The sequence below is a fragment of the Candidatus Baltobacteraceae bacterium genome, assembly GCA_036489885.1.
In the GTDB taxonomy this organism is placed as follows: Bacteria; Vulcanimicrobiota; Vulcanimicrobiia; order Vulcanimicrobiales; family Vulcanimicrobiaceae; genus JAFAMS01.
Window position 1 is genome coordinate 2,063,528 of the sequence record DASXEW010000003.1, and the last position, 22,274, is coordinate 2,085,801.

25 protein-coding genes are annotated in these 22,274 nt (G+C 59.9%); 11 read left to right on the top strand and 14 right to left on the bottom strand.

Features of this window, described 5'->3' with window-relative positions; translation table 11 throughout:
* Positions 1–15 precede the first annotated feature (15 nt).
* Positions 16–1,065, top strand: a complete 1,050-nt coding sequence (locus tag VGG22_16185) for an HD domain-containing phosphohydrolase (GenBank protein HEY1729909.1) — start codon at positions 16–18, stop codon at positions 1,063–1,065.
* On the opposite strand, the gene VGG22_16190 is transcribed toward VGG22_16185, so the two are convergent.
* Genes VGG22_16190 through VGG22_16200 form a run of 3 tightly spaced genes read right to left on the bottom strand, consistent with a single transcriptional unit; the run spans position 1,016 to position 3,463 of the window.
* The gene (locus VGG22_16190; protein ID HEY1729910.1) at positions 1,016–1,723 is read right to left on the bottom strand and encodes an ATP-binding cassette domain-containing protein; all 708 of its coding nucleotides are present in this window, start codon (positions 1,721–1,723) and stop codon (positions 1,016–1,018) included. The genes VGG22_16185 and VGG22_16190 overlap by 50 nt on opposite strands.
* A complete protein-coding gene (locus tag VGG22_16195) occupies positions 1,720–2,481 on the bottom strand; it encodes an ABC transporter permease (GenBank protein HEY1729911.1) in 762 nt (253 codons plus the stop codon). Before VGG22_16195 ends, VGG22_16190 begins: the two co-directional genes overlap by 4 nt.
* Positions 2,474–3,463, bottom strand: a complete 990-nt coding sequence (locus VGG22_16200; GenBank protein ID HEY1729912.1) for an aliphatic sulfonate ABC transporter substrate-binding protein — start codon at positions 3,461–3,463, stop codon at positions 2,474–2,476. The genes VGG22_16195 and VGG22_16200 overlap by 8 nt, the downstream gene beginning before the upstream one ends.
* A gap of 219 nt (positions 3,464–3,682) precedes the next feature.
* On the opposite strand from VGG22_16200, the gene panC reads away from it, so the two are divergent.
* On the top strand, positions 3,683–4,513 hold the full coding sequence (gene panC, locus VGG22_16205) for a pantoate--beta-alanine ligase (protein ID HEY1729913.1): 831 nt from the start codon (positions 3,683–3,685) through the stop codon (positions 4,511–4,513).
* 35 nt (positions 4,514–4,548) lie between these two features.
* Complete coding sequence (gene ogt, locus VGG22_16210; protein HEY1729914.1) at positions 4,549–5,079, top strand: methylated-DNA--[protein]-cysteine S-methyltransferase; 531 nt, start codon at positions 4,549–4,551, stop codon at positions 5,077–5,079.
* 28 nt (positions 5,080–5,107) lie between these two features.
* Here the strand turns inward: ogt and VGG22_16215 are convergent, their stop codons facing one another.
* The gene (locus VGG22_16215) at positions 5,108–5,395 is read right to left on the bottom strand and encodes a DUF1330 domain-containing protein (protein HEY1729915.1); all 288 of its coding nucleotides are present in this window, start codon (positions 5,393–5,395) and stop codon (positions 5,108–5,110) included.
* A gap of 2 nt (positions 5,396–5,397) precedes the next feature.
* On the opposite strand from VGG22_16215, the gene VGG22_16220 reads away from it, so the two are divergent.
* Positions 5,398–6,594 (top strand): MFS transporter, encoded by a 1,197-nt coding sequence (locus VGG22_16220; GenBank protein HEY1729916.1) that lies wholly within the window; start codon positions 5,398–5,400, stop codon positions 6,592–6,594.
* 1 nt (position 6,595) lies between these two features.
* On the opposite strand, the gene VGG22_16225 is transcribed toward VGG22_16220, so the two are convergent.
* Genes VGG22_16225 through VGG22_16235 form a run of 3 tightly spaced genes read right to left on the bottom strand, consistent with a single transcriptional unit; the run spans position 6,596 to position 8,192 of the window.
* Entirely contained in the window at positions 6,596–6,967 is a 372-nt protein-coding gene (locus VGG22_16225) for a hypothetical protein (GenBank protein ID HEY1729917.1), read from the bottom strand.
* On the bottom strand, positions 6,967–7,860 hold the full coding sequence (locus VGG22_16230; GenBank protein HEY1729918.1) for an SRPBCC domain-containing protein: 894 nt from the start codon (positions 7,858–7,860) through the stop codon (positions 6,967–6,969). Before VGG22_16230 ends, VGG22_16225 begins: the two co-directional genes overlap by 1 nt.
* A complete protein-coding gene (locus VGG22_16235) occupies positions 7,857–8,192 on the bottom strand; it encodes a metalloregulator ArsR/SmtB family transcription factor (GenBank protein ID HEY1729919.1) in 336 nt (111 codons plus the stop codon). The genes VGG22_16230 and VGG22_16235 overlap by 4 nt, the downstream gene beginning before the upstream one ends.
* 288 nt (positions 8,193–8,480) lie before the next feature.
* On the opposite strand from VGG22_16235, the gene rplJ reads away from it, so the two are divergent.
* The 5 genes from rplJ to VGG22_16260 are packed head-to-tail and all read left to right on the top strand — an operon-like array spanning position 8,481 to position 13,454.
* Entirely contained in the window at positions 8,481–9,005 is a 525-nt protein-coding gene (gene rplJ, locus VGG22_16240) for a 50S ribosomal protein L10 (protein HEY1729920.1), read from the top strand.
* Positions 9,006–9,023: 18 nt separating this feature from the next.
* Positions 9,024–9,395, top strand: a complete 372-nt coding sequence (gene rplL, locus VGG22_16245) for a 50S ribosomal protein L7/L12 (protein HEY1729921.1) — start codon at positions 9,024–9,026, stop codon at positions 9,393–9,395.
* Positions 9,396–9,431: 36 nt separating this feature from the next.
* A complete protein-coding gene (locus VGG22_16250) occupies positions 9,432–9,722 on the top strand; it encodes a YciI-like protein (GenBank protein ID HEY1729922.1) in 291 nt (96 codons plus the stop codon).
* 21 nt (positions 9,723–9,743) lie between these two features.
* Positions 9,744–11,759 (top strand): M13 family metallopeptidase, encoded by a 2,016-nt coding sequence (locus VGG22_16255; GenBank protein HEY1729923.1) that lies wholly within the window; start codon positions 9,744–9,746, stop codon positions 11,757–11,759.
* A gap of 9 nt (positions 11,760–11,768) precedes the next feature.
* Positions 11,769–13,454 carry a diguanylate cyclase gene (locus VGG22_16260; protein ID HEY1729924.1) on the top strand — a complete coding sequence of 562 codons (1,686 nt, stop codon included), beginning with the start codon at positions 11,769–11,771 and terminating at the stop codon, positions 13,452–13,454.
* Here VGG22_16260 and VGG22_16265 read toward each other — a convergent pair.
* Positions 13,451–14,392 carry a branched-chain amino acid transaminase gene (locus VGG22_16265; protein HEY1729925.1) on the bottom strand — a complete coding sequence of 314 codons (942 nt, stop codon included), beginning with the start codon at positions 14,390–14,392 and terminating at the stop codon, positions 13,451–13,453. The two genes, VGG22_16260 and VGG22_16265, sit on opposite strands and share 4 nt — an antisense overlap.
* A gap of 13 nt (positions 14,393–14,405) precedes the next feature.
* Here VGG22_16265 and VGG22_16270 point away from each other — a divergent pair, with 13 nt between their 5' ends.
* On the top strand, positions 14,406–14,963 hold the full coding sequence (locus VGG22_16270; protein HEY1729926.1) for an NTP transferase domain-containing protein: 558 nt from the start codon (positions 14,406–14,408) through the stop codon (positions 14,961–14,963).
* Here the strand turns inward: VGG22_16270 and VGG22_16275 are convergent.
* The 4 genes from VGG22_16275 to VGG22_16290 are packed head-to-tail and all read right to left on the bottom strand — an operon-like array spanning position 14,942 to position 19,695.
* Entirely contained in the window at positions 14,942–15,742 is an 801-nt protein-coding gene (locus VGG22_16275; GenBank protein HEY1729927.1) for a metal ABC transporter permease, read from the bottom strand. The two genes, VGG22_16270 and VGG22_16275, sit on opposite strands and share 22 nt — an antisense overlap.
* Complete coding sequence (locus VGG22_16280; protein HEY1729928.1) at positions 15,735–16,541, bottom strand: ATP-binding cassette domain-containing protein; 807 nt, start codon at positions 16,539–16,541, stop codon at positions 15,735–15,737. The genes VGG22_16275 and VGG22_16280 overlap by 8 nt, the downstream gene beginning before the upstream one ends.
* Entirely contained in the window at positions 16,538–17,347 is an 810-nt protein-coding gene (locus tag VGG22_16285) for a zinc ABC transporter substrate-binding protein (GenBank protein HEY1729929.1), read from the bottom strand. The genes VGG22_16280 and VGG22_16285 overlap by 4 nt, the downstream gene beginning before the upstream one ends.
* Entirely contained in the window at positions 17,344–19,695 is a 2,352-nt protein-coding gene (locus VGG22_16290) for a TonB-dependent receptor (GenBank protein ID HEY1729930.1), read from the bottom strand. The genes VGG22_16285 and VGG22_16290 overlap by 4 nt, the downstream gene beginning before the upstream one ends.
* 106 nt (positions 19,696–19,801) lie before the next feature.
* Here VGG22_16290 and VGG22_16295 point away from each other — a divergent pair, with 106 nt between their 5' ends.
* Positions 19,802–20,215 (top strand): transcriptional repressor, encoded by a 414-nt coding sequence (locus VGG22_16295; protein HEY1729931.1) that lies wholly within the window; start codon positions 19,802–19,804, stop codon positions 20,213–20,215.
* Here the strand turns inward: VGG22_16295 and VGG22_16300 are convergent, their stop codons facing one another.
* The gene (locus VGG22_16300) at positions 20,216–21,493 is read right to left on the bottom strand and encodes a hypothetical protein (GenBank protein ID HEY1729932.1); all 1,278 of its coding nucleotides are present in this window, start codon (positions 21,491–21,493) and stop codon (positions 20,216–20,218) included.
* Entirely contained in the window at positions 21,493–22,272 is a 780-nt protein-coding gene (locus VGG22_16305) for an SDR family oxidoreductase (protein HEY1729933.1), read from the bottom strand. Before VGG22_16305 ends, VGG22_16300 begins: the two co-directional genes overlap by 1 nt.
* Positions 22,273–22,274: the final 2 nt, after the last annotated feature.

The window sequence follows — 22,274 nt, forward strand, 5'->3', positions numbered from 1 at the left end:
TTAAGGAGAGACCTTATGCATGTCTTTGCCGTTGATGACGCGACCGTCAACCTCCGGGTCTACGAGAAGATCCTGCGGTCGATAGCCGGAGTCGAAGTCATGACCTTTTCGAAGGCCACCGAGGCTCTCGAATACGCGTCAAATCACGAGCCCGATCTCCTCATCACCGATTTCCGCATGCCGGAGATGGATGGGATCGAGCTCATCAAGCATTTTCGCTTGATCCCGAACTTCCGGGACATCCCGATCATCATGCTCACGGGCGAACAGGATGCGGAGATTCGACGCAAAGCGATCGAATTCGGCGCGAATGATTTCTTGAACAAGCCTGCCGATCCGATCGAATTTTCCTCACGGGTGCGCAATCTGCTCGAGTTGCGTCAGCGTCGCAAAGAGCTAACGAATCGTGCCGAGCATCTCGCGGCTGAAGTTCGGGCAGCGACACGCGAGATTGCGCTGCGCGAGCGCGAGACGATCAACCGTCTCTCGCGTGCGGCAGAATTTCGCGACAACGAGACGGGCATGCACATCGTACGAATGGGGCGATTTGCGCAGGTGATCGGTCGCGCGGTTGGACTCGGCGAAGAAGAGGCCGACCTGTTGCTGCTTGCGGCGCCGATGCACGACATCGGCAAGGTGGCGACTCCCGACGCCATTTTGTTGAAGCCCGGAAAGCTCACGCCGGACGAATGGACGATCATGAAGCAGCATACGACCGCGGGCTACGAGATATTGAAAGACAGCGCGTCCATTCTTCTGCAAAAGGGCGCCGAGATTGCCCTAACTCACCACGAAAAGTGGGACGGTAGTGGTTATCCGAACGGAGTCGCCGGCGACGACATCCCGATTTCTGGGCGCATCTGTGCGCTCAGCGACGTCTTTGATGCACTTACGTCCGTGCGTCCGTACAAGCCGGCGTGGCCGGTCGAGCAAGCGATCATCCACATTCACCAGTCGAGCGGCACGCACTTCGATCCGCAGCTCGTCAAAACGTTCGAGCGCGTTCTCCCCGAGATCAATGATATTCGCTCAAAGCTCGTCGACCACGAGGAGCTTCCGGCGTAGCCGTAAGCGGTGCGCCGAGCGCAGCCAAAACTTGATCGCGCTGGGCGTCGTGCAACTCAGCCACAATCGATGCGGGTTCGCCGCCCAACACGAGAACGCGATCCGCAAGAAAAATCGCTTCGTCGACATCGTGCGTGACGATGAGCGCCGAGAGGCCGCGCGCCTCGACGATCGCGCGTAACTGACGCTGGAGCTCGTAGCGACGTAGCGCGTCGACCGCAGCAAACGGCTCGTCCAACAGAAGAATCTGCGGATTGCGAACGAGCGAGCGTGCGAGCGCGGTTCGCTGCGCCATGCCACCCGAAAGCTCTTTTGGGAGCTTCCTAGCGGCCTGGGTCAGACCCACGTCTTCGATCAGCTCGTCGACGCGAGCATGTTCCTGTGGCGTCCGCGCAGCAAACGCGACGTTGCCGCGCACGTCTTGCCACCCGAGTAGGCGCGGCTCTTGAAAGACGATCCCGCTCTCGCCATTGACGTTGAACCAGCCGGCGTCGGGCTTTTCCAAACCGGCAAGGCAACGCAAGACCGTCGTCTTTCCGCAACCGCTCGGGCCGAGCAGTGCGACCAACTCGCCACGATCGATGTGCAGGCTGAGCTTCGAAAAAATCGTGTGATCGCCGAATGCTTTTGAAAGGCCACGAACCTCGATCGCTTTCATGCCGCCGTCCCCAGCGTGTCGGTCCAGCGCAGCGAACGGTGCTCGATCGCACGCATGCCGCTCTCGGTAAGCTTTCCGCAGAGCGCCAAGAGCAAAATCGCGACCAGAATCTGATCGGGACGCGTGATTTGCTGACCCTGCATCAGCAGATAGCCGAGACCTTTCGTCGATGCGATCAACTCTGCCGCGACGAGAAAGAGCCAGGCTTGGGTGAATCCGATCCGCATGCCGACGAGCAAACCGGGTGAGGCTGCGGGGAAGACGATACGTCGCGCACGCTCGAAGCGACTCAAGCCGAAAACGTCGGCGACTTCGATCAGCTTGCGATCGACGTTGTGGATTCCGGCCACGAAATTGATGTAGACGGGAAAGAAGGCCCCGATCGCGACCAGCGTGATCTTTGCCGTCTCACCGATCCCGAGCCAGAGAAGAATAAGCGGCACCCACGCGAGCGAGGGTACCGCACGAATTGCTTGCAAGGTCGGATCGATGATCCGTTCGGCCGTCCGCGACAGGCCGACAAGAATGCCGATCAAACACGCGAGCAGGCAACCAATCGCGAATCCTGCCACGACGCGCACGATGCTGGCCCAAAGATCACCGGCTAGAGTGCCGTCTTGTGCGAGTGCGATCAGTTCGCGCGCGACTTGAACCGGCGACGCCAGCTGGTAGGTTTTGACGATTCCGAGCGTCGTGATCGACCACCAGAATGCCAGCAGTGCCAGTGGAACGAGCAGTCCGAGACCCAGCCTACGCATGATGCAGTGCCAGACGCGCGGCGGAGGGTTCGACGAGGCCGCTCAGCGCTTTGTCGAGATCGACGTCACCCGCGACCATCTTGTCGCTGCGAATGATCGGCTCGCAGCCGCCGACGGCGCGCGCGTAGGTCGGACCCGGTATGGGATCGGGATACTTCGTTCGTTCGCGTAGCATCAAAGTTGCGACATCGAGCGGAACCGAGGACGCTTTCGCGACGATGGCAGCGGTTTGCGCTTGGTTCGCAAGCGCGAAGCGGCGCGCACGGTCGTACTGTTCGAGAACGATCGTTACGATGTCGGCGTTTTGACGCAAGAAATCTTCGGGTGCATTGAGCGCACCGTACGTGTTATAGGCGAGATTGCGATACAGCAATCGCGACCCGGCTTGCAGCTGCGAAGCCGCCATATGCGGATCGAGTCCCGCCCAGGCGTCGACTTGTCCACGCTCGAGCGCAATGCGTCCATCAGGATGTTGCAGATCGACGATTTGAACGTCCGTCGGTGCAAGGCCGGCGTCATGCAGCGAGCGGAGCAAGAAGAACCACGGATCGGTGCCGCGCGTCGCCGCGATTGTTTTGCCTTTGAGCTCCGCGACCGACTTGAACTTTGCGTCTTTGCCGACGACGATCGCCGTCCACTCGGGTTGCGAGTAGAGGAAAACGGTTTTGATCGGCGAGCCGTTGGCTCGTGCGAGCAACGCGGCGCTGCCGGCCGTCGAGCCGAATGCGACCGTGCCGGAGGTCAGATATTGATTGGCTTTGTTGGATCCGAGCGAGAGGACCCAATCGACTCCCACCCCTTTGGCGGCAAGGGCCGATTCAAGCCAGCCGTTTTCTTTGAGGATCAGGCTGGGCGGATTGTAGTATGCGTAGTCGACGCCGATGCGTGACGGAGCGGAATTCGCGACGCCACGTAAAGAGAGTGCTCCGATGGCTGCGGCGCTGGTAGCAATGAAATTTCGACGGGTGAATGGGGTGGACACAATGCCTCCTTGTGAGATGGGAAGGGCATTAAAAAAGCCGCCCGATGAGGCGGCTTGCATATTTGCGTCTGCGGGGACGCTTAGAGCAACACGAACCTCACCGGCACCTACTGGTGCAGCACATCGACATACAGCTGGACATCATGGCCTGTGAGAGCATCGTGTGGCCCACCTTACACGAAATTGCATACCGTCGTCAACTACCCTTATGCTGTCGGCATGCCTGAGGTCTTACGGACCCTCGCCGAAGGGCGTGCCCGCCTGGCGTCTTTGCCCCGCCCGTTGGGACTCGTCCCGACGATGGGCGCGATTCACGCCGGCCATCTCTCGCTCGTCGATCGGGCTCGCGCCGATTGCGCGACGATTGTCGCTTCGATCTTCGTCAATCCGCTTCAATTCGGGCCGAGCGAAGATTTCGAACGATACCCGCGTGCTTTCGAGAGCGACTGCGCGCAGCTCGACGCGCGCGGCGTTGGTTTCATTTACGCGCCCGCGGTCGACGTCATGTATCCGGCGGGATTCGATACGCACGTCGACGTCGGTGACGTCGCAAGCCGCTACGAGGGCGCGCTACGGCCGGGGCATTTTCGCGGCGTCGCAACCGTGGTTCTCAAACTGTTTGATGCAATCGGTCCCGATGTCGTCTACTTCGGACAGAAAGATGCGCAGCAGTGCGCCGTCGTGTCCGCAATGTTGCGCGATTTCGATATGCCGATCCGGATGGTCATTTGTCCCACGGTCCGCGAGCCGGACGGCTTGGCGCTTTCGAGCCGCAATGTTTATCTCACGCCGGAGCAGCGAGCCGCAGCGCCGTCACTCTACGCCGCGCTTTCGTCAATCGAAGCTGCGGTACGCAGCGGTGAGACGTCACGCGAGCGCGTTCTGGCTGCAGCGCGGAGCCGAATTGCGGCGCCTGCGGCAGAAGCTTATCTCGACGTCGTCGACCCCTCGACGTTTCGCGCGCTCGATTGCCTGAAGACGCCTTGCGTCGCGATCGGCAGCATGCAGCTGGGCGCGACGCGTATCATCGACAACATCGTCGTGCGCTGATGCATCGGCTCGGGCCCGCGGCGTGTCTTCACAACATGATGGACGCTCTAGATTTTGTGGTCGAACGCATCCCGACGCCGGTCGGCATGATGATGCTCGTGACCGACGCGGACGGTAACGCACGCGCTGTCGACTGGGAAGATCATGAAGATCGTCTGCAGCGCTTGCTGCAGGGCTACTATCGTCCACACGCGATCGAACTCGAGCCGGCCGTGCGCCCGACCGGAGTACGGTCTAAGGTCGAGGCATATTTCGAGGGCGATTTACACGCAATCGATGCAATCCCGGTGGAGATGCCGGGGACGTCCTTTCAAAAGAAAGTGTGGGACGCGCTACGCCGGATTCCGGTTGGGACGACGATTAGCTATGGGGATCTGGCGACGCAGCTGGGACGCCCCGAGTTGATGCGTGCCGTTGGTTCGGCAAACGGGTCGAATCCGATCGGTGTTATCGTTCCGTGTCACCGCGTCATCGGGGCGGACGGATCGCTGACGGGTTACGGCAGCGGAATTCCCCGCAAGAAATGGTTGCTCGAACACGAGGGCGTGCTGCTCAAACTGAGGTAGCCCAGAACTCGGCTGAGCTCTCATTGTGCTACACGCCTTGCAAGCAGATTATCGAGCCATCCGATCCCGCCTGACGCTGCTTGATGAGCGGTGCGTAGTCGACGGAACCATAGAATCTCTGCAGCGTTTCCATGTCCGGAAATTCGAGAATGACGACACGTTTCGGGCTCCAAGAGCCTTCGAGGTTCTGCGGATTTCCGCCGCGCACGATGTACTGGCCGCCGTATTTCTTGACGAGCGCCGGCACGGCGTCACGATACTTGACGTATTCCGCCTCGTTTTTGATCTCGATGTCCGCAATGATGTATGCTTTCATAGGTGTCTTCTAGCACGAATCCGGCCGCGGGGAAATACCCCATCGCGGCGGCGACGATCGGAGTCGTTTTGGGCGGCGCATACGTACCGACGCCGCTCTACGAGCTCTATCGCCGCGAGTGGGGACTCTCGCCGGCGGATATCACGCTCGTGTTTGCGGCATTAGCGGCGTCGCTCATCCCGTCGATGCTTTTTCTAGGTGGGATCTCCGATGAGATTGGCCGTCGCAAAACGATGCTTTTTGCGCTCGCCTTCGCGGCGATGGGTTCGCTCGTTCTCGCCCTGGCCGGCGGCTTATGGTGGCTGATCGCGGGGCGCGTCTTGCAAGGCGTTGCCCTCGGAATCGGGGTCGGCACCGGCGCGGCGGCGGTTCGTGAATGGATGGAACCGGGAATGCAGCGGCTCGCCGGCGAGGTGGTGTTGATCGGTACGGGCGTCGGTGCGTCGGTCTGCGCAATTCTTAGCGGAGTACTCGGACAATACGCACCATATCCCACCGTGCTGCCGTACGTAGTTCACATCGTATTGGTTGGGTTCGTTGCGGCGATGGTCGCAGCTGTTCCGAGTTGTCCGCATCTTGCTTCCGCAGGTCATCACGGCTTGCCGTCGATCCGTGCGTCGATCCGGCGTCCTTTTTATCTCGCGGCCATGCAAGCGTTCATCGGTTGGGCAACGATCGCAATCTTTGTGTCGTTGATTCCGTCGTTCTTGGTGCGGTCGCTCGACTTGCACAGCCTGCTCGTCGGCGCATGCGTCGTGACACTCGTGCAAGGGGGACTCGTCGCAGCTTCGCTGATCGGCGGTAGCTTACGAATCAGGGTGATGATCATTTCTGGAATGCTTGCGCTGGGAGTGGGGCTTTGGCTGCTGCTGATCGCCGTGCCGTATCATCTCTATCCGCTCATTCTCTTGGCGTTCGTCGTTGTCGGAGCCGGAAACGGATTCTCGTACATGGCGGGGCTCAACCTCGTGAACCGCATAGCTGAACCGGAGCATCGCGCCGAGCTGCTTTCAGCGTTTCTGGTCGTCACCTATACCGGGTTTAGCATACCGGCGCTGGCGGTCGGAATCGTCGCGGACCGAATCGGGCTCTACGACGCGATCGTCTTTGCTGCGATTCTCTTCGGCGTTGTCGCCATCGTCGCGATGCTGCTCGCGACGGAGAAGAATCTGACGCCGGCCTCGGCGCCGGCGTCCTAAGTTAGGCTGCGAAGAGCTCCGCAAACGCGGCCCGCTGCGGCCACTCGACGACGAACCACAGGATCGTCACGATGATCGCCATCGGCAATCCCGCAGGGTACATCGTGATATGCAGCGTCAAGATGTTTGCGAGAACCGCAGCCAGGACGACGAGCGCGAATCGTACGTAGCGGTTAATAAGGAGCAGGGCTCCAGCAACGACCTGCGCGCCCGCCGTTAGGTAGAGGTAGTGTGAGTGAAACATGGCTGACATCATGTTCCCGATGTTGCCGCTCAGCGGCGGGGCCGGCATGAAGAACAAGAACCCGTTCAATCCAAAGACGAAGAAGATGAGCCCGAGTAGAATCCGGGCGACGAGGAAGACGACGTGCATTATTGCACCTTTTCCAGAAGCATGTCGAGTCGTTCGTTGCTCTGCATCATGCCGCCGCACATCCCTTGCGAGATCATCCGGTCGCGCATCGCGAGCGAGCTGAAAACGATGCGGCTCGTTAAACGGGTCTTGCCGCCTGCGTCTTCGTAGGAGTTATACGAGGTGACGGTATCTTCGGGCGCGCCGCCCCATACGAACGTCATAACGAGCCGCGAGGGCGGATCGATCTCGAGATATTTCCCGCCGAAATCGTGGATCTCACCGAACGCCTCTTGCTTGACGTGCCACTCACCGCCAACGCGTAAGTCGATGTCGACCGAGAGATTCTTTGTGTGGTGTGGTCCCCACCAGCGCATCATCATTTCCGGATCGGTATTGGCTTTGAACACAAGCTCTCGTGGTGCATCGAAGACGCGAGTCGCGACCATATGTGGTCCGCTGGCGGCTGCCGCCGCTGCCGTGTATCCGGCGAATTCTGCGAGTCGCGCGAGCGTCTCTTCCAAACCCCGGATTGCGCCGTGTTCCTCGGCGATTCGATTGCGAGTCTCAACAGTGTCGAAGATCATGCGACTGGTGAGGCGCGTCTTTCCATTGACGTCTTCGAACATGATCTCGACGTCGAATTTTGGCGCCATGTGTGAGTAGCACAAGCGCGAAGGCGGTTCGACGACGCTGTAGACGATGTGATTGTCGTAGTTGCTTCCGTCCGGCCCGTGCATTACAAATTTCCACGAGCCGCCGGGATGGACGTCCATCGATTCGATCGTCATCGTGAAGCCTTTGGGACCGAACCACCACGCAACGTGATCGGGATTGGTCCACATCTTGTAAACGAGCTCACGCGGCGCGTCGAATTCGCGCGACATCGCGATCTCGTTGACGGCGGTCATCATGGTTTCTCCTTACGTTGAATTTCACGGAGGTAATCATCGAGGCGCTCGAAGCTCTCATCGAAGAAGCGGCGGTAGTGTTCGATCCAGTCCGCGGCCTCGCGCATGGGCTTGGCTTCGAGCCGACACGGTCGCCATTGCGCCTGACGTCCGCGCGAGATCAGTCCCGCGCGCTCGAGCACTTTCAGATGCTTGGTGATCGCCGGCATACTGAGCTTGAAGGGGGTCGCCAGCTCGGTCACCGAGGCTTGGCCCCTGGTCAGCCGCGCGAGGATCGCGCGCCGCGTCGGGTCGGCCAAGGCCGCGAAGGTCGAGTCGAGTTGGGTGGACGTCACGGTACTTCACCTATAAGTTAAATAACTATTCGGTAAAATAGCAAACCCAAAGCCAACTGTCAACCACGGCAGCGGGCTTCTCTTGACGCGGGACCCGGCTTCCTTATATGATTCGCGAGGCTCCAATGACCGTAGGTGGGAGGCAACTCCCTTAATTCACGCCTACCGAGGATGCATCGTCGCTGCCCTTCGACTTCGGCGCGCCCCGCGCGCCTACGCTCAGGGTGACACCATGTACGCCTCGCAGAGTTTGCGGAGGCGTTTTTCTTTTCAGGAAGCGACCAACATATGCCGACCGCAAAAAAAGATGCGACAATCGAAGAGCTTCGTAAGCGAATCGCGAGTGCGCAGAATCTGTTTCTTACCGACTTTGTCGGGCTGACCGTCGAAGAGATCACAAAACTTCGCGGCGAGCTGCGTAAAGACGGTACGACGTATGCCGTCGTCAAGAACACACTCTTCAAGCGCGCCGCAGGCGATGAGCTTGCAGCAAAACTTGACGCATTTCTTGCGGGCCCGACGGCGATCGTTTTCGGCGGACCCGATCCGGTCGCGCCCGCGAAAGCACTCAAGGCATTTTCCGACGCGACCAAACCCGTCACGGTCAAGGTAGCGTACATTGACGGTCAAATTGTCGACGCGAAGCAAGTCGCAACGCTCGCATCGTTACCGTCGAAAACCGAGCTGCTTGCAAGGCTGGTCGGTTCTCTCGCGAGCCCAATGCGTGGCCTCGTTACCGTTCTCTCAGGCAATCAAAGCGGTCTCGTTCGTGTTCTCAACGCAATTCGCGAGAAAAAATCCGCAGCGGCCTAGTTCACAAGGAGTATCATCATGGCAGTAGCCGAAATCATCAATTCAATCGATAGTCTCACCGTTCTCGAGCTTGCGGATCTCGTGAAGCAACTCGAAGAGAAGTATGGCGTGAGCGCAGCCGCACCAGTTGCCGTCGTCGCAGCAGCAGGCGGGGTCGCAGCAGCGGCGCCGGAAGCGAAGACCGAGTTCGATGCAGTGCTGACCGAAGTCGGCGCCGAGAAGATCAAGGTCATCAAAGCGGTTCGCGAAGTCACGAGCCTCGGCCTCACGGAGGCGAAAGCATTCGTTGAGAGCGCGCCCAAGCCGATCAAGACCGGCATTCCGATGGACGAAGCCGAGAAGATCAAGGCCAAGCTCGAGGAAGTCGGCGCGAAAGTCGAGATCAAGTAGAAAGAAACGGGGCGCGACGCGCCCCGTCTTCATCTCATGAAGTATTTTCTGCTGTTTTACGAAGTCGTCGACAAATTTGCCGAGAAGCGCGAACCGTACCGGCCCAAACATTTGGGGTTAGTCGATGATGCGCACAAGCGAGGCGAGCTCTTACTGGCGGGAGCTTACGGCGATCCGCCGAGCGGCGCGGCGCTCCTGTTTCGAGCCAACTCGGCGGATGAGGTCCGGGCGTTCGCCGAGGCCGATCCGTACGTAACGAGCGGCCTCGTGAAGAGCTGGAGCGTTCATCCTTGGCATGTGGTGATCGGAGAAGGCGCCTCGCGCTAATTCGAACGAACCCTTGTCTTCTTGAGGTTCGTACGCGGCTTGGCGATCATCGCATTGATCGCGCTCTGTATTCCGGCCCGACTGTTTGCGTCGGTGCTCAATACTGCGAACCTGGACCGCACGTGTCCCGCATGCCGCAACTTCTTTCAGTTTGCGAACGGCGGCTGGATTGCGCACCATCCGATTCCGAACAACAGTTCTACCGTCACAGCATTCGACGACCTGGCGAACCACAATTTCTCGATCGCGCGTGAGGTTCTCGAAGAGGCCGCTCACGACCCAATGGCGTTTGGAGACCGGCAACGAATCGGCGATTTTTATAGCGCCTGCATGAACGTCGATGCAGTCGAACGTGCCGGCAGCGGTCCGCTTACACCACTTTTCGCGCGGATCGCGGCCGCAAACGACTTGCCGTCGCTCACCGAGGCTATCATCGAGATGCACCGGCGCGAGATCGAATCATTCTTTGAAGCGACCTCCGCGATCGACGCAAAGAATAGCACCCGTGAGATTGCGACCGTCCTGCCGGACGGTCTCTCTCTCCCCGACCGCGACTACTACACGCGCGACGATGCGAAATCCGTCGCCCTGCGCACGGAGTTCACGCAGCACGTTGCGGCGATGTTCGTGCTCATTGGTGACGATCGTGCACGTGCTGCGGCGGAAGCGCAAAGCGTGCTCGCGATCGAAACGGCGATGGCGGAGACACAGTTGACGAACGTCGAGCGGCGCGACCCAAACAAGACCTATCATTTGGTAACCCGGGCCGAGCTCGAGCGCGATGCCCCGCACATCGACTGGAATCACTACTTTGCCGCGCGCGGCTTCCCGTCGTTCGACGATCTGAATCTCTCGCAGGTCGTCTATCTTCGAGCGCTCGATGCGCAGCTCGCGTCGACGCCGATCGAGAATCTCAAAACGTATTTGCGCTGGCGCGTTCTGACCTCGTATGCGCCCTGGCTCTCAAAGCGTTTCGTTGACGAGGATTTCGCTTTTGCATCGGACTTGACGGGAAGCAAGCAGGCGCCGTACCGCTGGAATCGTTGCGTCAATTTGATCGATGCCGAACTGGGCGATGCGCTTGGCCGCGCTTGGGTGACATATGCGTTTCCGCCACAGGCCAAAGCGCGTGCCGAGAAGATGGTCGCAAACCTCGTCGCGGCGCTGCGTGACGACATCACGACGCTTCCCTGGATGGGTGAAGCCACACGGCACGCCGCGCTCGCTAAGCTCGCAGCCATGAACCGCAAAATCGGCTATCCCGATCACTGGCGCAGTTATTCGGGAGTGCGTATCGATCCCGGCTGGCTGATCGACGATATCGAGCATGCGGATATGTTCGACACGATGCTGGATCTTGCGAAGATCGGTAAGCCCGTCGATCGCGGCGACTTTGGGATGACGCCGCAAACGGTCAATGCCTACTACTCGCCGCAACGCAACGAGATCGTTTTGCCGGCCGGCGTCTTACAGCCGCCGCTCTTCGATTTCCGATCGGACGCAGATGATGCGATGAACTACGGCAGTGCCGGTGCGATAATCGGCCATGAGCTCACCCACGGATTTGACGACGAGGGGCGACGTTACGACGATCGCGGGAATCTACGAGATTCGTGGACGCCCGAAGACGCGGCTGGTTTTACGATCCGTGCGCAGTGTTTCGTCGACGAGTACTCAAGCTTTTCGGTCGACGATCTCCGGCTCAACGGACAACTCGTCGAGGGCGAAGCGATCGCAGATCTCGGGGGCTTGACGATTGCGTACCGTGCCTTCGAACGTGCCATGGCGTCGGAGCCGCGCGTAACGATCGAGGGATTTACCCCGGAGCAACGATTTTTTCTTGGGTTCGCCCACGTCTGGGCGGGTCAGACACGGCCGGAAGCTGCGCGCAACCGCGCGCTCACCGATCCGCATCCACCGGATTTCTTTCGCGTTAACGGCACTCTCGAGAACATGCCGGAATTCGCGCAAGCCTTCGGATGCAAGGCCACGGACGCCATGATGAAGCCACCCGATCAGCGTTGCGGCTTATGGTAAGCTATGGGCGTGCTTCTGCTCGCTTCATTCGTGTGGCTATTTAGCATATTCTCGGCATGGCCGTCGATTGGGCTCGACGCCGGCATTCAACAAGTCAGCATACTGCAAACTGCTCAAGCCGCGGACGGCAATGCTTCCTATGCGGACGTCAAGGCTGGCCGCGTCACGTTTCTTCCCTATCGTAAATTCAAGCCGAGGGGCTGGCCGGTTCACCTTTGGCTGCGCTTTGCAGTGAGCACGGACGAGCGTCAGGATCGTCGACGCTGGCTCATCGTTCTGCCGCGATGGATGGAATCGGCGACACTATATCGTGAGGATGCAGCGCCCGAACAGACCGGCATGTACGTTCGTTTCGATCGGAGACCTGTCGATGCGGACTATCCTGCCTTTCGTATTCGCGATCGCGATTTCGACGGTGCACCTCTGCTGATCAATCTTGTCTACTTTCCGGATCGTCCGCTCGCAATCAGGATCATTTCGGATGACGCCCAGACACGATACATGGAGGCGATCCACTCGATCGAAGGCTTCTTCGTCGGCGTTCTCGTTGCGATCGGCATTCTGAACATCTTTGTATTCGTGACCACGCGCGACAAGAATGCGTTTTGGTTCGTTTGTTTCATAGCTTCCGTCTTGATGGTCGAATTCTCGACCTCGGACGTTATCGACCGATTTTTCTGGACGGACCTCGGCCTTTCGACGAGGCTGCTCGAGTTTGCATTCCGGCTTTGCGCCGTCGGCGCGCTGATAATGTTCGAGCGTACGTTCCTACACACGAAGATCGAAGCGCCGCGACTCGATCGTTTGCTGGTCGCATATTTCTGGATATTGGCGGCATTTCAGACAGCTGAGCTGATCGTTCCGGGCGGAAACGCCATCGCACCGCTCGTCGAGCTCCTCCAGCTCCTGGGAATCGGCTTCTTCGTTTACGTCGCGATCGCGCGCTGGCGCGCCGGATACACTCCCGCTCGGTTTTTCGTTCTGGCATTCATCCCGCTGGCCGCCGGGGTGGTTCCAAGCATCATTTACGATAACTCGCACCCTCCGCTGAACGCGTTTTGGTTCCTTGCGGAGAACGGCGGAGAGCTCGGAACCGTCGTTCAGGCGCTTGTGCTCTCGTTCAGTGTCGCCGATCGGATTCGGATTCTCGAACGGCTGCAGCGGCGTATCAGGCGCAAGCTTCGGAAGATGGAATCGCTGGCGCATTTCGACGTGTTGACGGGACTTCTCAATCGCGCACGTTTTTCGGAGCTTCTCAATTCCGCCGTGAAACAGGCTGTGGCAGCGGACGGCGGCTTCGCGTTACTGTTTTGCGATCTCGATGGCTTCAAGGGCGTAAACGATCACTTTGGTCACCATTACGGCGACGAGGTCCTACACGCGGTTGCGCAGCGATTGCTGCGTGTGCTGCGTGCGGATGACGTCATCTGCCGTTTGGGAGGCGACGAGTTCGCCGTCTTGATCGAAGGGGCGGACGAAGGCGTTGCCGTTCGGGTCGAAGAGACGCTGCGCGCTACGCTCGACGACCCGATTATTATTGAAGGCAGCACGATGCCGGTAGGAATCAGCATCGGGCACGCGATCTTCCCACGCGACGGTTTCAGCGCGCAAGCGCTGCTGGAGTTCTCGGACGCTCGAATGTATGAGAACAAACAGCGCCGTAAAGCCCTTGCCGGCGGCGATGGAGACGTTTAAACGGGCGTGATCCAGTCTTTATGCTTTGAATCTTCGCCTTTGGTCGCTCGACGGTAGGCCGCGTGTAGCTTTTCGGTGACCGGATGGGCGCGCGAATAGACGTGATCGTCGACGCAGGCAACTGCGACGAGCTCTGCGGCGGTTCCGGTCAGGAAGACTTCGTCGGCGGCAAAGAGCTGCTCTTTGCTGATCGGGCCGATGTCGATGGTAAGAGCTGCATCCTGTGCGAGCGTCATTGCGCTGCGGCGCGTGATGCCGTCGAGGATGTCTTCGCTGGTCGGGTTGGTGCGTAGCTTGCCGTCTTTGATCAAGAAGATGTTCTCGCCGGTTCCTTCGGCGATGTTGCCGCGATCGTTGAGCAGAAGCGCTTCGTCGAAGCCGCGCTGCATGGCATCGTGCAGCGCGCGAATCGAGTTCATGTAGTGACCGCTGCCCTTGGCGGTCGACGACATCGCCTTTGACGGTGTTTTCATCACGGGCGAAATCGTGAGCCGGCATCCGGCTTCGCCGCCCGGTGCTATCGTTCCCGAAAAGCCGCGCACCGCGATCATGACGTGCACGGCGTTGTTTTGAAACAGCGGTGCGAGCGCAAATTTCCCTTCGCCGAAAAATACAAGCGGGCGAATGTACGTTGCCTTGTGGCCGCTGGCGCGAACGGTCTCGACGATTGCCCGGCAGATGTCGTCGACCGATTGCGTCATCTTCAATCCGTATTCGGCTGCGGAGGTGAAAAGACGCTCGACGTGTTCGCGCAGACGAAAGATTCCCGAACCGTTCGCCGTCTCGTAAGACCGAATGCCTTCGAAGACGCCGCTGCCGTAGTGCAGTGCGTGCGCGTACGGGTCGATGACGATCTCGCGTTGCTGGACGAGGCGTCCATCGTACCAATAGGTGGTGTCGGTCGATTCGACCGAGGGAGGAGCGAGCGGGGAAGTCATATTGAGAGAGATTATGCGGGACGCAACTTGCGTCGTCCTCGCGGCCGGGCTCGGCACGCGGATGGGCGGTGAGAAACTCTCGAAATCGTTTGGGAGCGGGACGATTTTGGATGCAGTGCTCGATGCGTGCGCCGGCTTTCCGACGGTCGTCGTCGCGTCGCCGGCCGTCAAGCTCGATGTCTTGCCATCCAACATGCAGGTCTTGGTCAACAACGAGCCCGAGCGTGGGATGGCGCATTCGCTGCGTCTTGCGAACGCCGTGGTGACGGCGGATCATCCGATTGCGGTGCTGCTTGGAGACAAACCCCTGGTCAATGCCGGGCTGCTGGAACGAATGATCGGCGAGCTCGGCGAGAATGACGTCACCTATCCGGTGCGTAGCGGGACGCCCGGTCATCCGGTAGTCTTCTCACCGTTTGCGCGCGCGTTGATCATCGGGCTGCGCGACGGCGATACCATTCACATGGTTCGCGATCACGAAATGCTCACGCGCCATCCCGTCGAGATCAACGACGAGGGTGCGTACGCCGATATCGATACCGAAGAAGATTATCGAAAACTGCGCCCGTAATCGCGCTTGGCAAGCGATAAGAGATATACGGCGACGCTGAGCGAGACGATCCAGAAACTGCTTGGCCAATCAGTGTAGTACGCGAGCGTGATGCCCAGCCAGGCCTCGGCAAGCGCGAGTAGCGCGGAAAGAAGAACACCCGAAGTAACGGACGTCGTGAAGCGCTGCGCGGCCGCTGCCGGGCCGACCATCAACGCGAACACGAGCAAGACGCCGACGATCTGCGCGGATTCCGCGGTCGTGAGCGCAACGACGGCGAGAAACATCACGCCGTAGAGACGCAGCGAGACCCCCTTGGCCTCGGCGAGATCCGGTTGCAAGCTCGCGAACAACAGCGGGCGCGCGATGATCGCCATGACGGCGAGACTCACGAGGCCGAGGGCCAGCAGCGTCCAGACGGTTCGAACGTCGACGGCCAGCACGTTTCCAAAAAGCAGCGTCGTGGCTTGCGTCGCGTACGCGGTGAAGAAGCTCAAGAACAAGAGGCCGAGCCCGAGCGCGAATGCGAGCACCATCCCGATCGCGACGTCGCGCTGCGCGATCCGCTCGCCGAGGAGCCCCATCCCGATGCCGGCCAGCATCGTCACGAGCACGAGTCCCCAGAGTGGTGGAATGCCGATAAGGACAGCACCCGTCGCGCCCGTGAAGCCGACGTGCGAGAGCGCATGGCCCGCGAACGTTTGTCCGCGCAGCACGAGAAAGTAGCCGACGGTGCCGGCGACCAGCGCGACGATCGTTGCGGCCGCAAAGGCATGCCGCATGAAATCGTACTCAAGCATGCGGATGCGAATGCGGTCCGGTGTGGTGTTCTTCGAGGTGGTGTCCGCCCGACATCACGAACACGCGGCCGTCGACGCGAACGACATCGATCTCTGATCCGTAGAGGCGCGAGAGAACGGGAGTCGTGATCACTTCGTCGACGGTTCCCAGCTCAGCGTGGCCTCCGCCGAGATAGAGAACGCGGTTCATCGTGCCGATCAACGGATTTAGTTCGTGCGCACTGAACAGGACCGTGATCTCGAGCTGCGCCTGCAGCGCCTTGACGAGTTGCACGACGTCGTCCTGATGACGCGGATCGAGACTAACCAGCGGCTCGTCGAGTAACAGTAACCGCGGCTGCCCGATGAGCGCCTGTGCGAGTAGCAAACGTTGACGTTCGCCGCCGGAGATCTCGAAAAGTGGGCGCTTTGCAAGGGCGCGGGCTGAGACGAGATCGAGGACGCGGTCGATCTCGAGGCGGTCGTCGTTACTGAGGACCGGCAAACCAAGATGTCCACCGTTCACGGCGCTAGCGACGAAATCCCAACCGCGTAAACGTGTTCCCGCAAACGTACGATGGACTTGCGGCATGTATCCGACGTTCACGTTGCCGCGGGTCGCGGGCTCACCGAGAACGGCGATCGTTCCGCGAGACGGCGGGACCAGACCCAAGATCGAGCGGATCAGCGTTGTCTTACCGGAGCCATTCGGTCCGAGAAGTCCGACGAATTCGTTTGGCCCGATCGCGATGTTGACGTTTTCGAGGACCGTGCGGCTTCCGAGCCTCAACTGTACATTGCGAAACTCGATCGCGTTCATAAGGCATTCTCGACTGCATCGAGTTCGCGCGACATCCAGGCCTGATACATCGTTCCGGGCGGCTCGGTTTCCGTCGCTCCGACGACGGGGATACCGGACGCCTTTGCGAGATCGAGCATCCGCTGTGCGACCGGATCCGAGGCTTGGCTGTTGTAGACCAGCATCCGCACCTGGTGCGTTTTTAGATCGTTTTCAAACCGTGCGACCTCGAGGGCGCCGGGTTCGGTGTTGTTCATGACGGCGGTTTGGAAGCGCGTGTTGCGGATCTGCAGACCCAAAGCGTCGAGCATATAACCGAAGACGGGTTCGGTCGCGGTAACCGGCATACCGGCGAATCGTTTGTGCAGTGAGGCGATGCGTGTTTCGATCGGCCGGAGCGAACGCTCGAACGTTCCCAAATGAAGCGCGTATGCTTTGGCATTTGCCGGATCGACCTGTGCAAGCGCGCCGGTCAGTGCCTTCGCGTACGCCAGCATCGTTTGCGGGTCGTACCAGACGTGAGGGTTGTCACCGGGTTTCTTTAATACGAGATTCCCGACGATAATTGCCGTGCGATGCGGGTTCCGCGCAGCACTCAGCAGTTTGTCGACCCACGGATCGTAGTCGAGCCCGTTTGACACCACGATTTGTGCGCTCGAGATTGCACGTGCGACCGAAGGACTGGCTTCGAACAGATGCGGATCCTGATCCGGGTTGTTGAGGATGCTCGTTACGGAGACGTGATCGCCCCCGATTTGACGCGCGACGTCGCCGTAGAAGTTTTCTGCGGCGACGATATTGACGGCGAGTGCGAGCACGCTGATCATCGCCCGAACCGGTATCCTGCGTAGAATTCGCGAGGTGGTGCATAGTGCGTGCCTTGCGCGTTGAGCAATGTGACGTAGTACCGGTCGTTCAGGAGGTTCTCTATGCGGAGCGTGAGCGCACCGCTCTTGCCGAACGCAATCCCCTTCTCGACGGAAAGGATCGTGTGCGGCGTTGCCTTGCAATCATCGGTTGGCGGCGAGCAGATTGCGGACGCAAGACCGCTGCCGTATTCGACGTCGCCGGACCACCAGCCGCCGCGCGAGTCGTTGAACAAGACGCCACCGGTCATCGACCAGCGTTGTTCGTGGTCGGCCGGCGTGAAATCCGTCGGTGAACCAAAGCACGGGGCAAGTAGCTGCGTCTCGCAGCCTTTGTTCACGGAGTCCGTATGGTTGACGTTCGTGTACCAGCGGCTGTCGCGCGAAAGCGGGGAGACATAGTCGAGAGTTTCCGCGGAGAGCCGTCCGAGCGTGTAGTTGATGTCCTGATGCAGCCCCGTCACGCCGACTTGCGTGTCGTCGATGAGGTCATTGGCGTTCTTTTGCCAGGCACGAAAACCCAGATCGCCTACGCCGAGGGGTGCGTGTCCGCCAACCTCGACCTGCGTGTCACGTTCCGGTTTCAGGTCGAACTGCGCGACCGCCGGCTGAAGTGGCAGATTCAAGAGCTCCGCCGCCTTTGGATCGACGTTTTCGAATGAGAACGGCTCGAAGAAGCGCCCGATGTAGGCATAGATCGAAGTCCGCGTTCCGAAAAAACGCGTGAGCTTGAAACGCGGACTGAAGGCTCCGAACCCTTGCGCGAAATCGCTCGACCGAATATTGAAGAAGTCGTACCTCAAGCCATAGTCAGCTTCCCAATCGCGTGAGAAGCGCCAACTATCCTGGACGTACGACTGATACGTGTTACCAACGTTGGGATTGTCGTCGCGGACGGTGGTGGGAGCCCCGGGCGTCGCCGGTGTTAGAATAGGCGCCAGAAAGTTGTCGGGCGCGAGCGTGACCGCGTAGTTCTTGTCGACGCTCGTCAGGTCGTAGACGACGCCGGCGCGGATTTCGTGTTTCCCGAAGCGCTGCACGTAGTCGGTCGACCAGATGTAGTCGATCGACGTCTTGTCATCGGCCAGCGAGAAGCCGCACGTCGTCGGCGTAAAGCTGCCGGTCCCCACGGCGTTCGCGCAATCGGTAGGCGACCCGCCGTTACCGAACGGCGGAGAAATGAGATTGAGCGCTTCGCCGTAGGCCCAGTCGTTCGCCGGGTCTCCGTAGTCCCGAATGCGAGAGACTTTTACGGCGGGGCCGAGCGTCAGAGCGCCGGTATCGCCAAGCGGATGACGGAAGCGTACGTTCAGGAACGTGTCGTCCTGCGATTCATTGTCATCGGTGTTCGCTGGTTCGCCGAAGTTGACGTCGTTGGGAATCTGAAACGTACGAAAACTGTGCATGAGGCTGATGTCGGTGAAGTTGCCGCCGCTCGCCGCCAGCGTTAGGCGCGCGAATTCATTGGTATCGCTGCCGTTATTGTGCGGCGACGAGAGGTCGGGCGGATCGAGCGCGCGCGAGGTCTGCTCGTTGCGAACCGCGACGTCATATCCTCCTCCGTTGCCAAGCGATGCGTGATAGCCAAGCTGTTGAATGAAGTCATTATACGAGCCATATTCGAGATCTCCGTCAAAGCCGGCCGCACCGGAGCCGGAGCGCGTCGCGATGTTCAGGACCGAGCCGAAACGCAAACCGTATTGCGCGGGGTATGCGCCCTCGATCACGTCGAGGAATGAGATGTCGCTTGGATCGATCTCAGTGCCGATCTCGCGGTTGAGCGCTTGCGGCAGCGGAACGCCGTCAACGACGTAGTCGATTACGCCGTGGTCGCCGTTCATGTGGACGACGCCATTCGCGCCGCGTGCGGTTCCCGGAAGTTGGATCAATGTCTCGGGAAGACTGTTCGCGGCCGGCGAGCGCGTGAGGTCGGTCGAGTCCAGCGAGACATCCGCGCCGCTTCCACCGATGACGGGTGCGTGCGCAACGCTGACGCTCCCGATCGTCTTGAGCGGCTGGAGGACCAGCTGCGCGCTGGCTCCGTTGCTGCCGACGTCGACACGTGCGACGGCCTGGAGCGCGTTCGTCGTTGCGGTCAGAATGTACGTGCCTACTCCAACTCCGGGAAACGAAAAGCGGCCATGCGCATCGGTCGTCGTTTGCAGAACGGCGTTATCGCCTGCCGCGCTGACGCTGACGCCGGCTATCGGCGCGCCGTCGTGCGTGACTGTTCCGGTGAGAAAACCGGCAGCTTGCGCCGGATGCGCCATCGCAAGGTGAAAGATAAAGGCGATGGCGGCTACGTGCAATTTGCATAATTTGCAAGTCATATGCAAGTTTTAACTTGATGTCGAGCAAGCGCCACCCCTCTTTTTCCGAGGATATTTGCTCTAAGATGTGCAAATTGCCACTAATTTGCAAAATATAACCGAACCGACGCCGCCTCGAGCAACCTACTCGACCTCCTCGCGCCGGTCGATCCTTGGATTGCTGCAGGCAGAGCGGCGTTACCTCACCGCAGCCGAGATCTTCAAATCTCTGCGCAAGCGCAAGCGCGAGCTGGCGCTCACGACGGTCTACCGGACCCTCGCGCATCTGACGAAGCTCGGTGCGGTCTCGAGCCGCCCGGCGCCGAGCGGTGAGCTTGGTTACCTATTCTGCTCGAATGATGAGCACCACCATCACGCGATCTGCACCAGGTGTGGGCACGTCGAAGAAGTGAACTGTCACGTCATCGACGCCTTCAAGAAGTTGCTGCTCGCACGACAGGCGTTTGCGCTCGACGATCATTCGGTCGAGCTCTACGGGCGCTGCGCCGCCTGTCAGTAATTACAGTGATGCGCGGTCGAGCAGCATCGCTCGCACGGCGTCGATGACGTGCTGGACCGGCGCTTTGCGATAATCCCAACGAACGTCTTCACCCGGTTCGACGATCACCATCGTTGCATTGGTCTCGAAGATGACGATTTGTCCGTCGGGTCCGAGCGCAAAGTCGATGCCCGCGTAGTCAAGGCCGAGAGCGTTTGCGATGTGGCCGAGCGTTGCGACCGCTTCCGTCCCCAATGCGTCCGGCATATCCGCAAGAAAGCGTTCGTCTTCGGCGCGATGCTCCGGTACGTTCGCCATATCTGCCGAGAAGTAGTGGACCTTCCAGTCGTTTGAGATAGCGAGGTGCAGCGGGTAGAGTCGTCCGTCAACGAACATGACGCGATACTTGCGAACTTTACCGTCGCGGCCGCGCAGATCGATATACTCGATCGCGTAGAGCTGGTCGCCGGGGAGCGCCGCAACCGCTAAGGCAAGATCTTCGGAACGTTCGATGAGATTGAAGTTATGGCCGGTGTGTTGCCCTGGCGAGCGCAGCAGTAGAGGAAACGCGAAGCCGTGACGCTCGAGCGTCAGTGCCCCATCCTCACGGGCAAGTGCCGCGCGTTCAAAAAGCTGCGTGCGCGGAGTAAGGACGCCGGGGATCGCTCGCAGGCGCGAGGCGTTTTCGACCCGCGTCGTATGCAAGACACGATCGGGCGGATTGAGGACCGCGCCTTTGCGTTTGCCGGCGACGATGCGCTGCGCAATCATGAGCGCCTCGGCGCCGCTGTCTGCATCGCCGATCGCATTGAAAATCATGTCGAAGGGCGGCAACTGATTCGTGGCCGCGAAGAGCTCGACGACCACCTTGGTCGTCGCAAAAATGCGATCGTCGAGAAGCTTCTCGAGATGCAAGTTCCCGCTGCCGAGCGAGACCAACAGCACGACTGAGATCGGTTTGCGTGAACCGCGATATGGCAGAACAGTGATGGCATTTTCAGTGCCGGCAATCTCGCGCAGCTCCGAAGCGCCCGTTTTCCCGAGCTGCGCAAGAACTGCCGCCAGGCCACGCTTCGCGTCGGCGTGGGTTGCTTCAAGCCGAAGCGCGTTCTCGTATTCGCTCTTGGCTTCGTTGAGTGCGCCGGCGCGCAAGAAGACGAACGCGAGGTTCGAATGCGCCGTCGCGTTCGTAGGGAAGCGCTCCACGTTTTCGAGGAACATGGCAAAGGCTTCTTTGCGTTTTCCTTCGTTCCAGAGTTTGAGCCCGAGATCGTTGCGGGTGGCGAAATCCGAAGCCATCAGAACGTCCCGGGGTAGGCGCCTCCGTCGATCAAGAGATTCTGGCCCGTGATGTACGAGGCTTGCGCCGAGCAAATGTAGGCACACAGCTCACCGAACTCCGGCGGCTGGCCAAAGCGGCCGGCCGGGATCGTGGCCGCGCGAGCGGCCGACGCGTCTTCAAATGAAATGTTGCGCGCCGTAGCCTGCGCACGGATCGTCGAGAACAACCGATCCGTTCCGAACGAGCCGGGCAACAGATTGTTGATCGTAACGTTGTGCTTAACGGTCGTGCGCGCGATCCCAGCGACGAACCCCGTCAGCCCTGAACGCGCTCCGTTCGAAAGCCCTAAGACGTCGATCGGTGCTTTCACCGCACTGGACGTGATGTTGACGATTCGTCCGAATTTGCGAGCAATCATACCGTCGACGACGGCCTTGATGAGCTCGATCGGAGTCAACATATTCGCATCGACGGCGCGAATCCACGTGTCGCGATCCCACTCGCGAAAATCGCCGGGAGGCGGCCCGCCCGCGTTATTGATGAGGATGTCGGGTTCGGGACACGCAGCGAGTGCGGCTTTACGTCCCTCGGGTGTCGTGATGTCTGTCGCAACGACGGTCACGTTCACGCCGCTTGCGTCGCGGATTTCCTTCGCAGTGGTTTCCAGTGGCTCGCGGGTGCGCGCCAGGATAACGAGATCGACGCCCTCACGCGCCAGGGAGACTGCGCACGCCTTGCCGAGACCCTTGCTCGAGGCACAGACGATCGCCCGTCTTCCTTTTATTCCAAGATCCATGC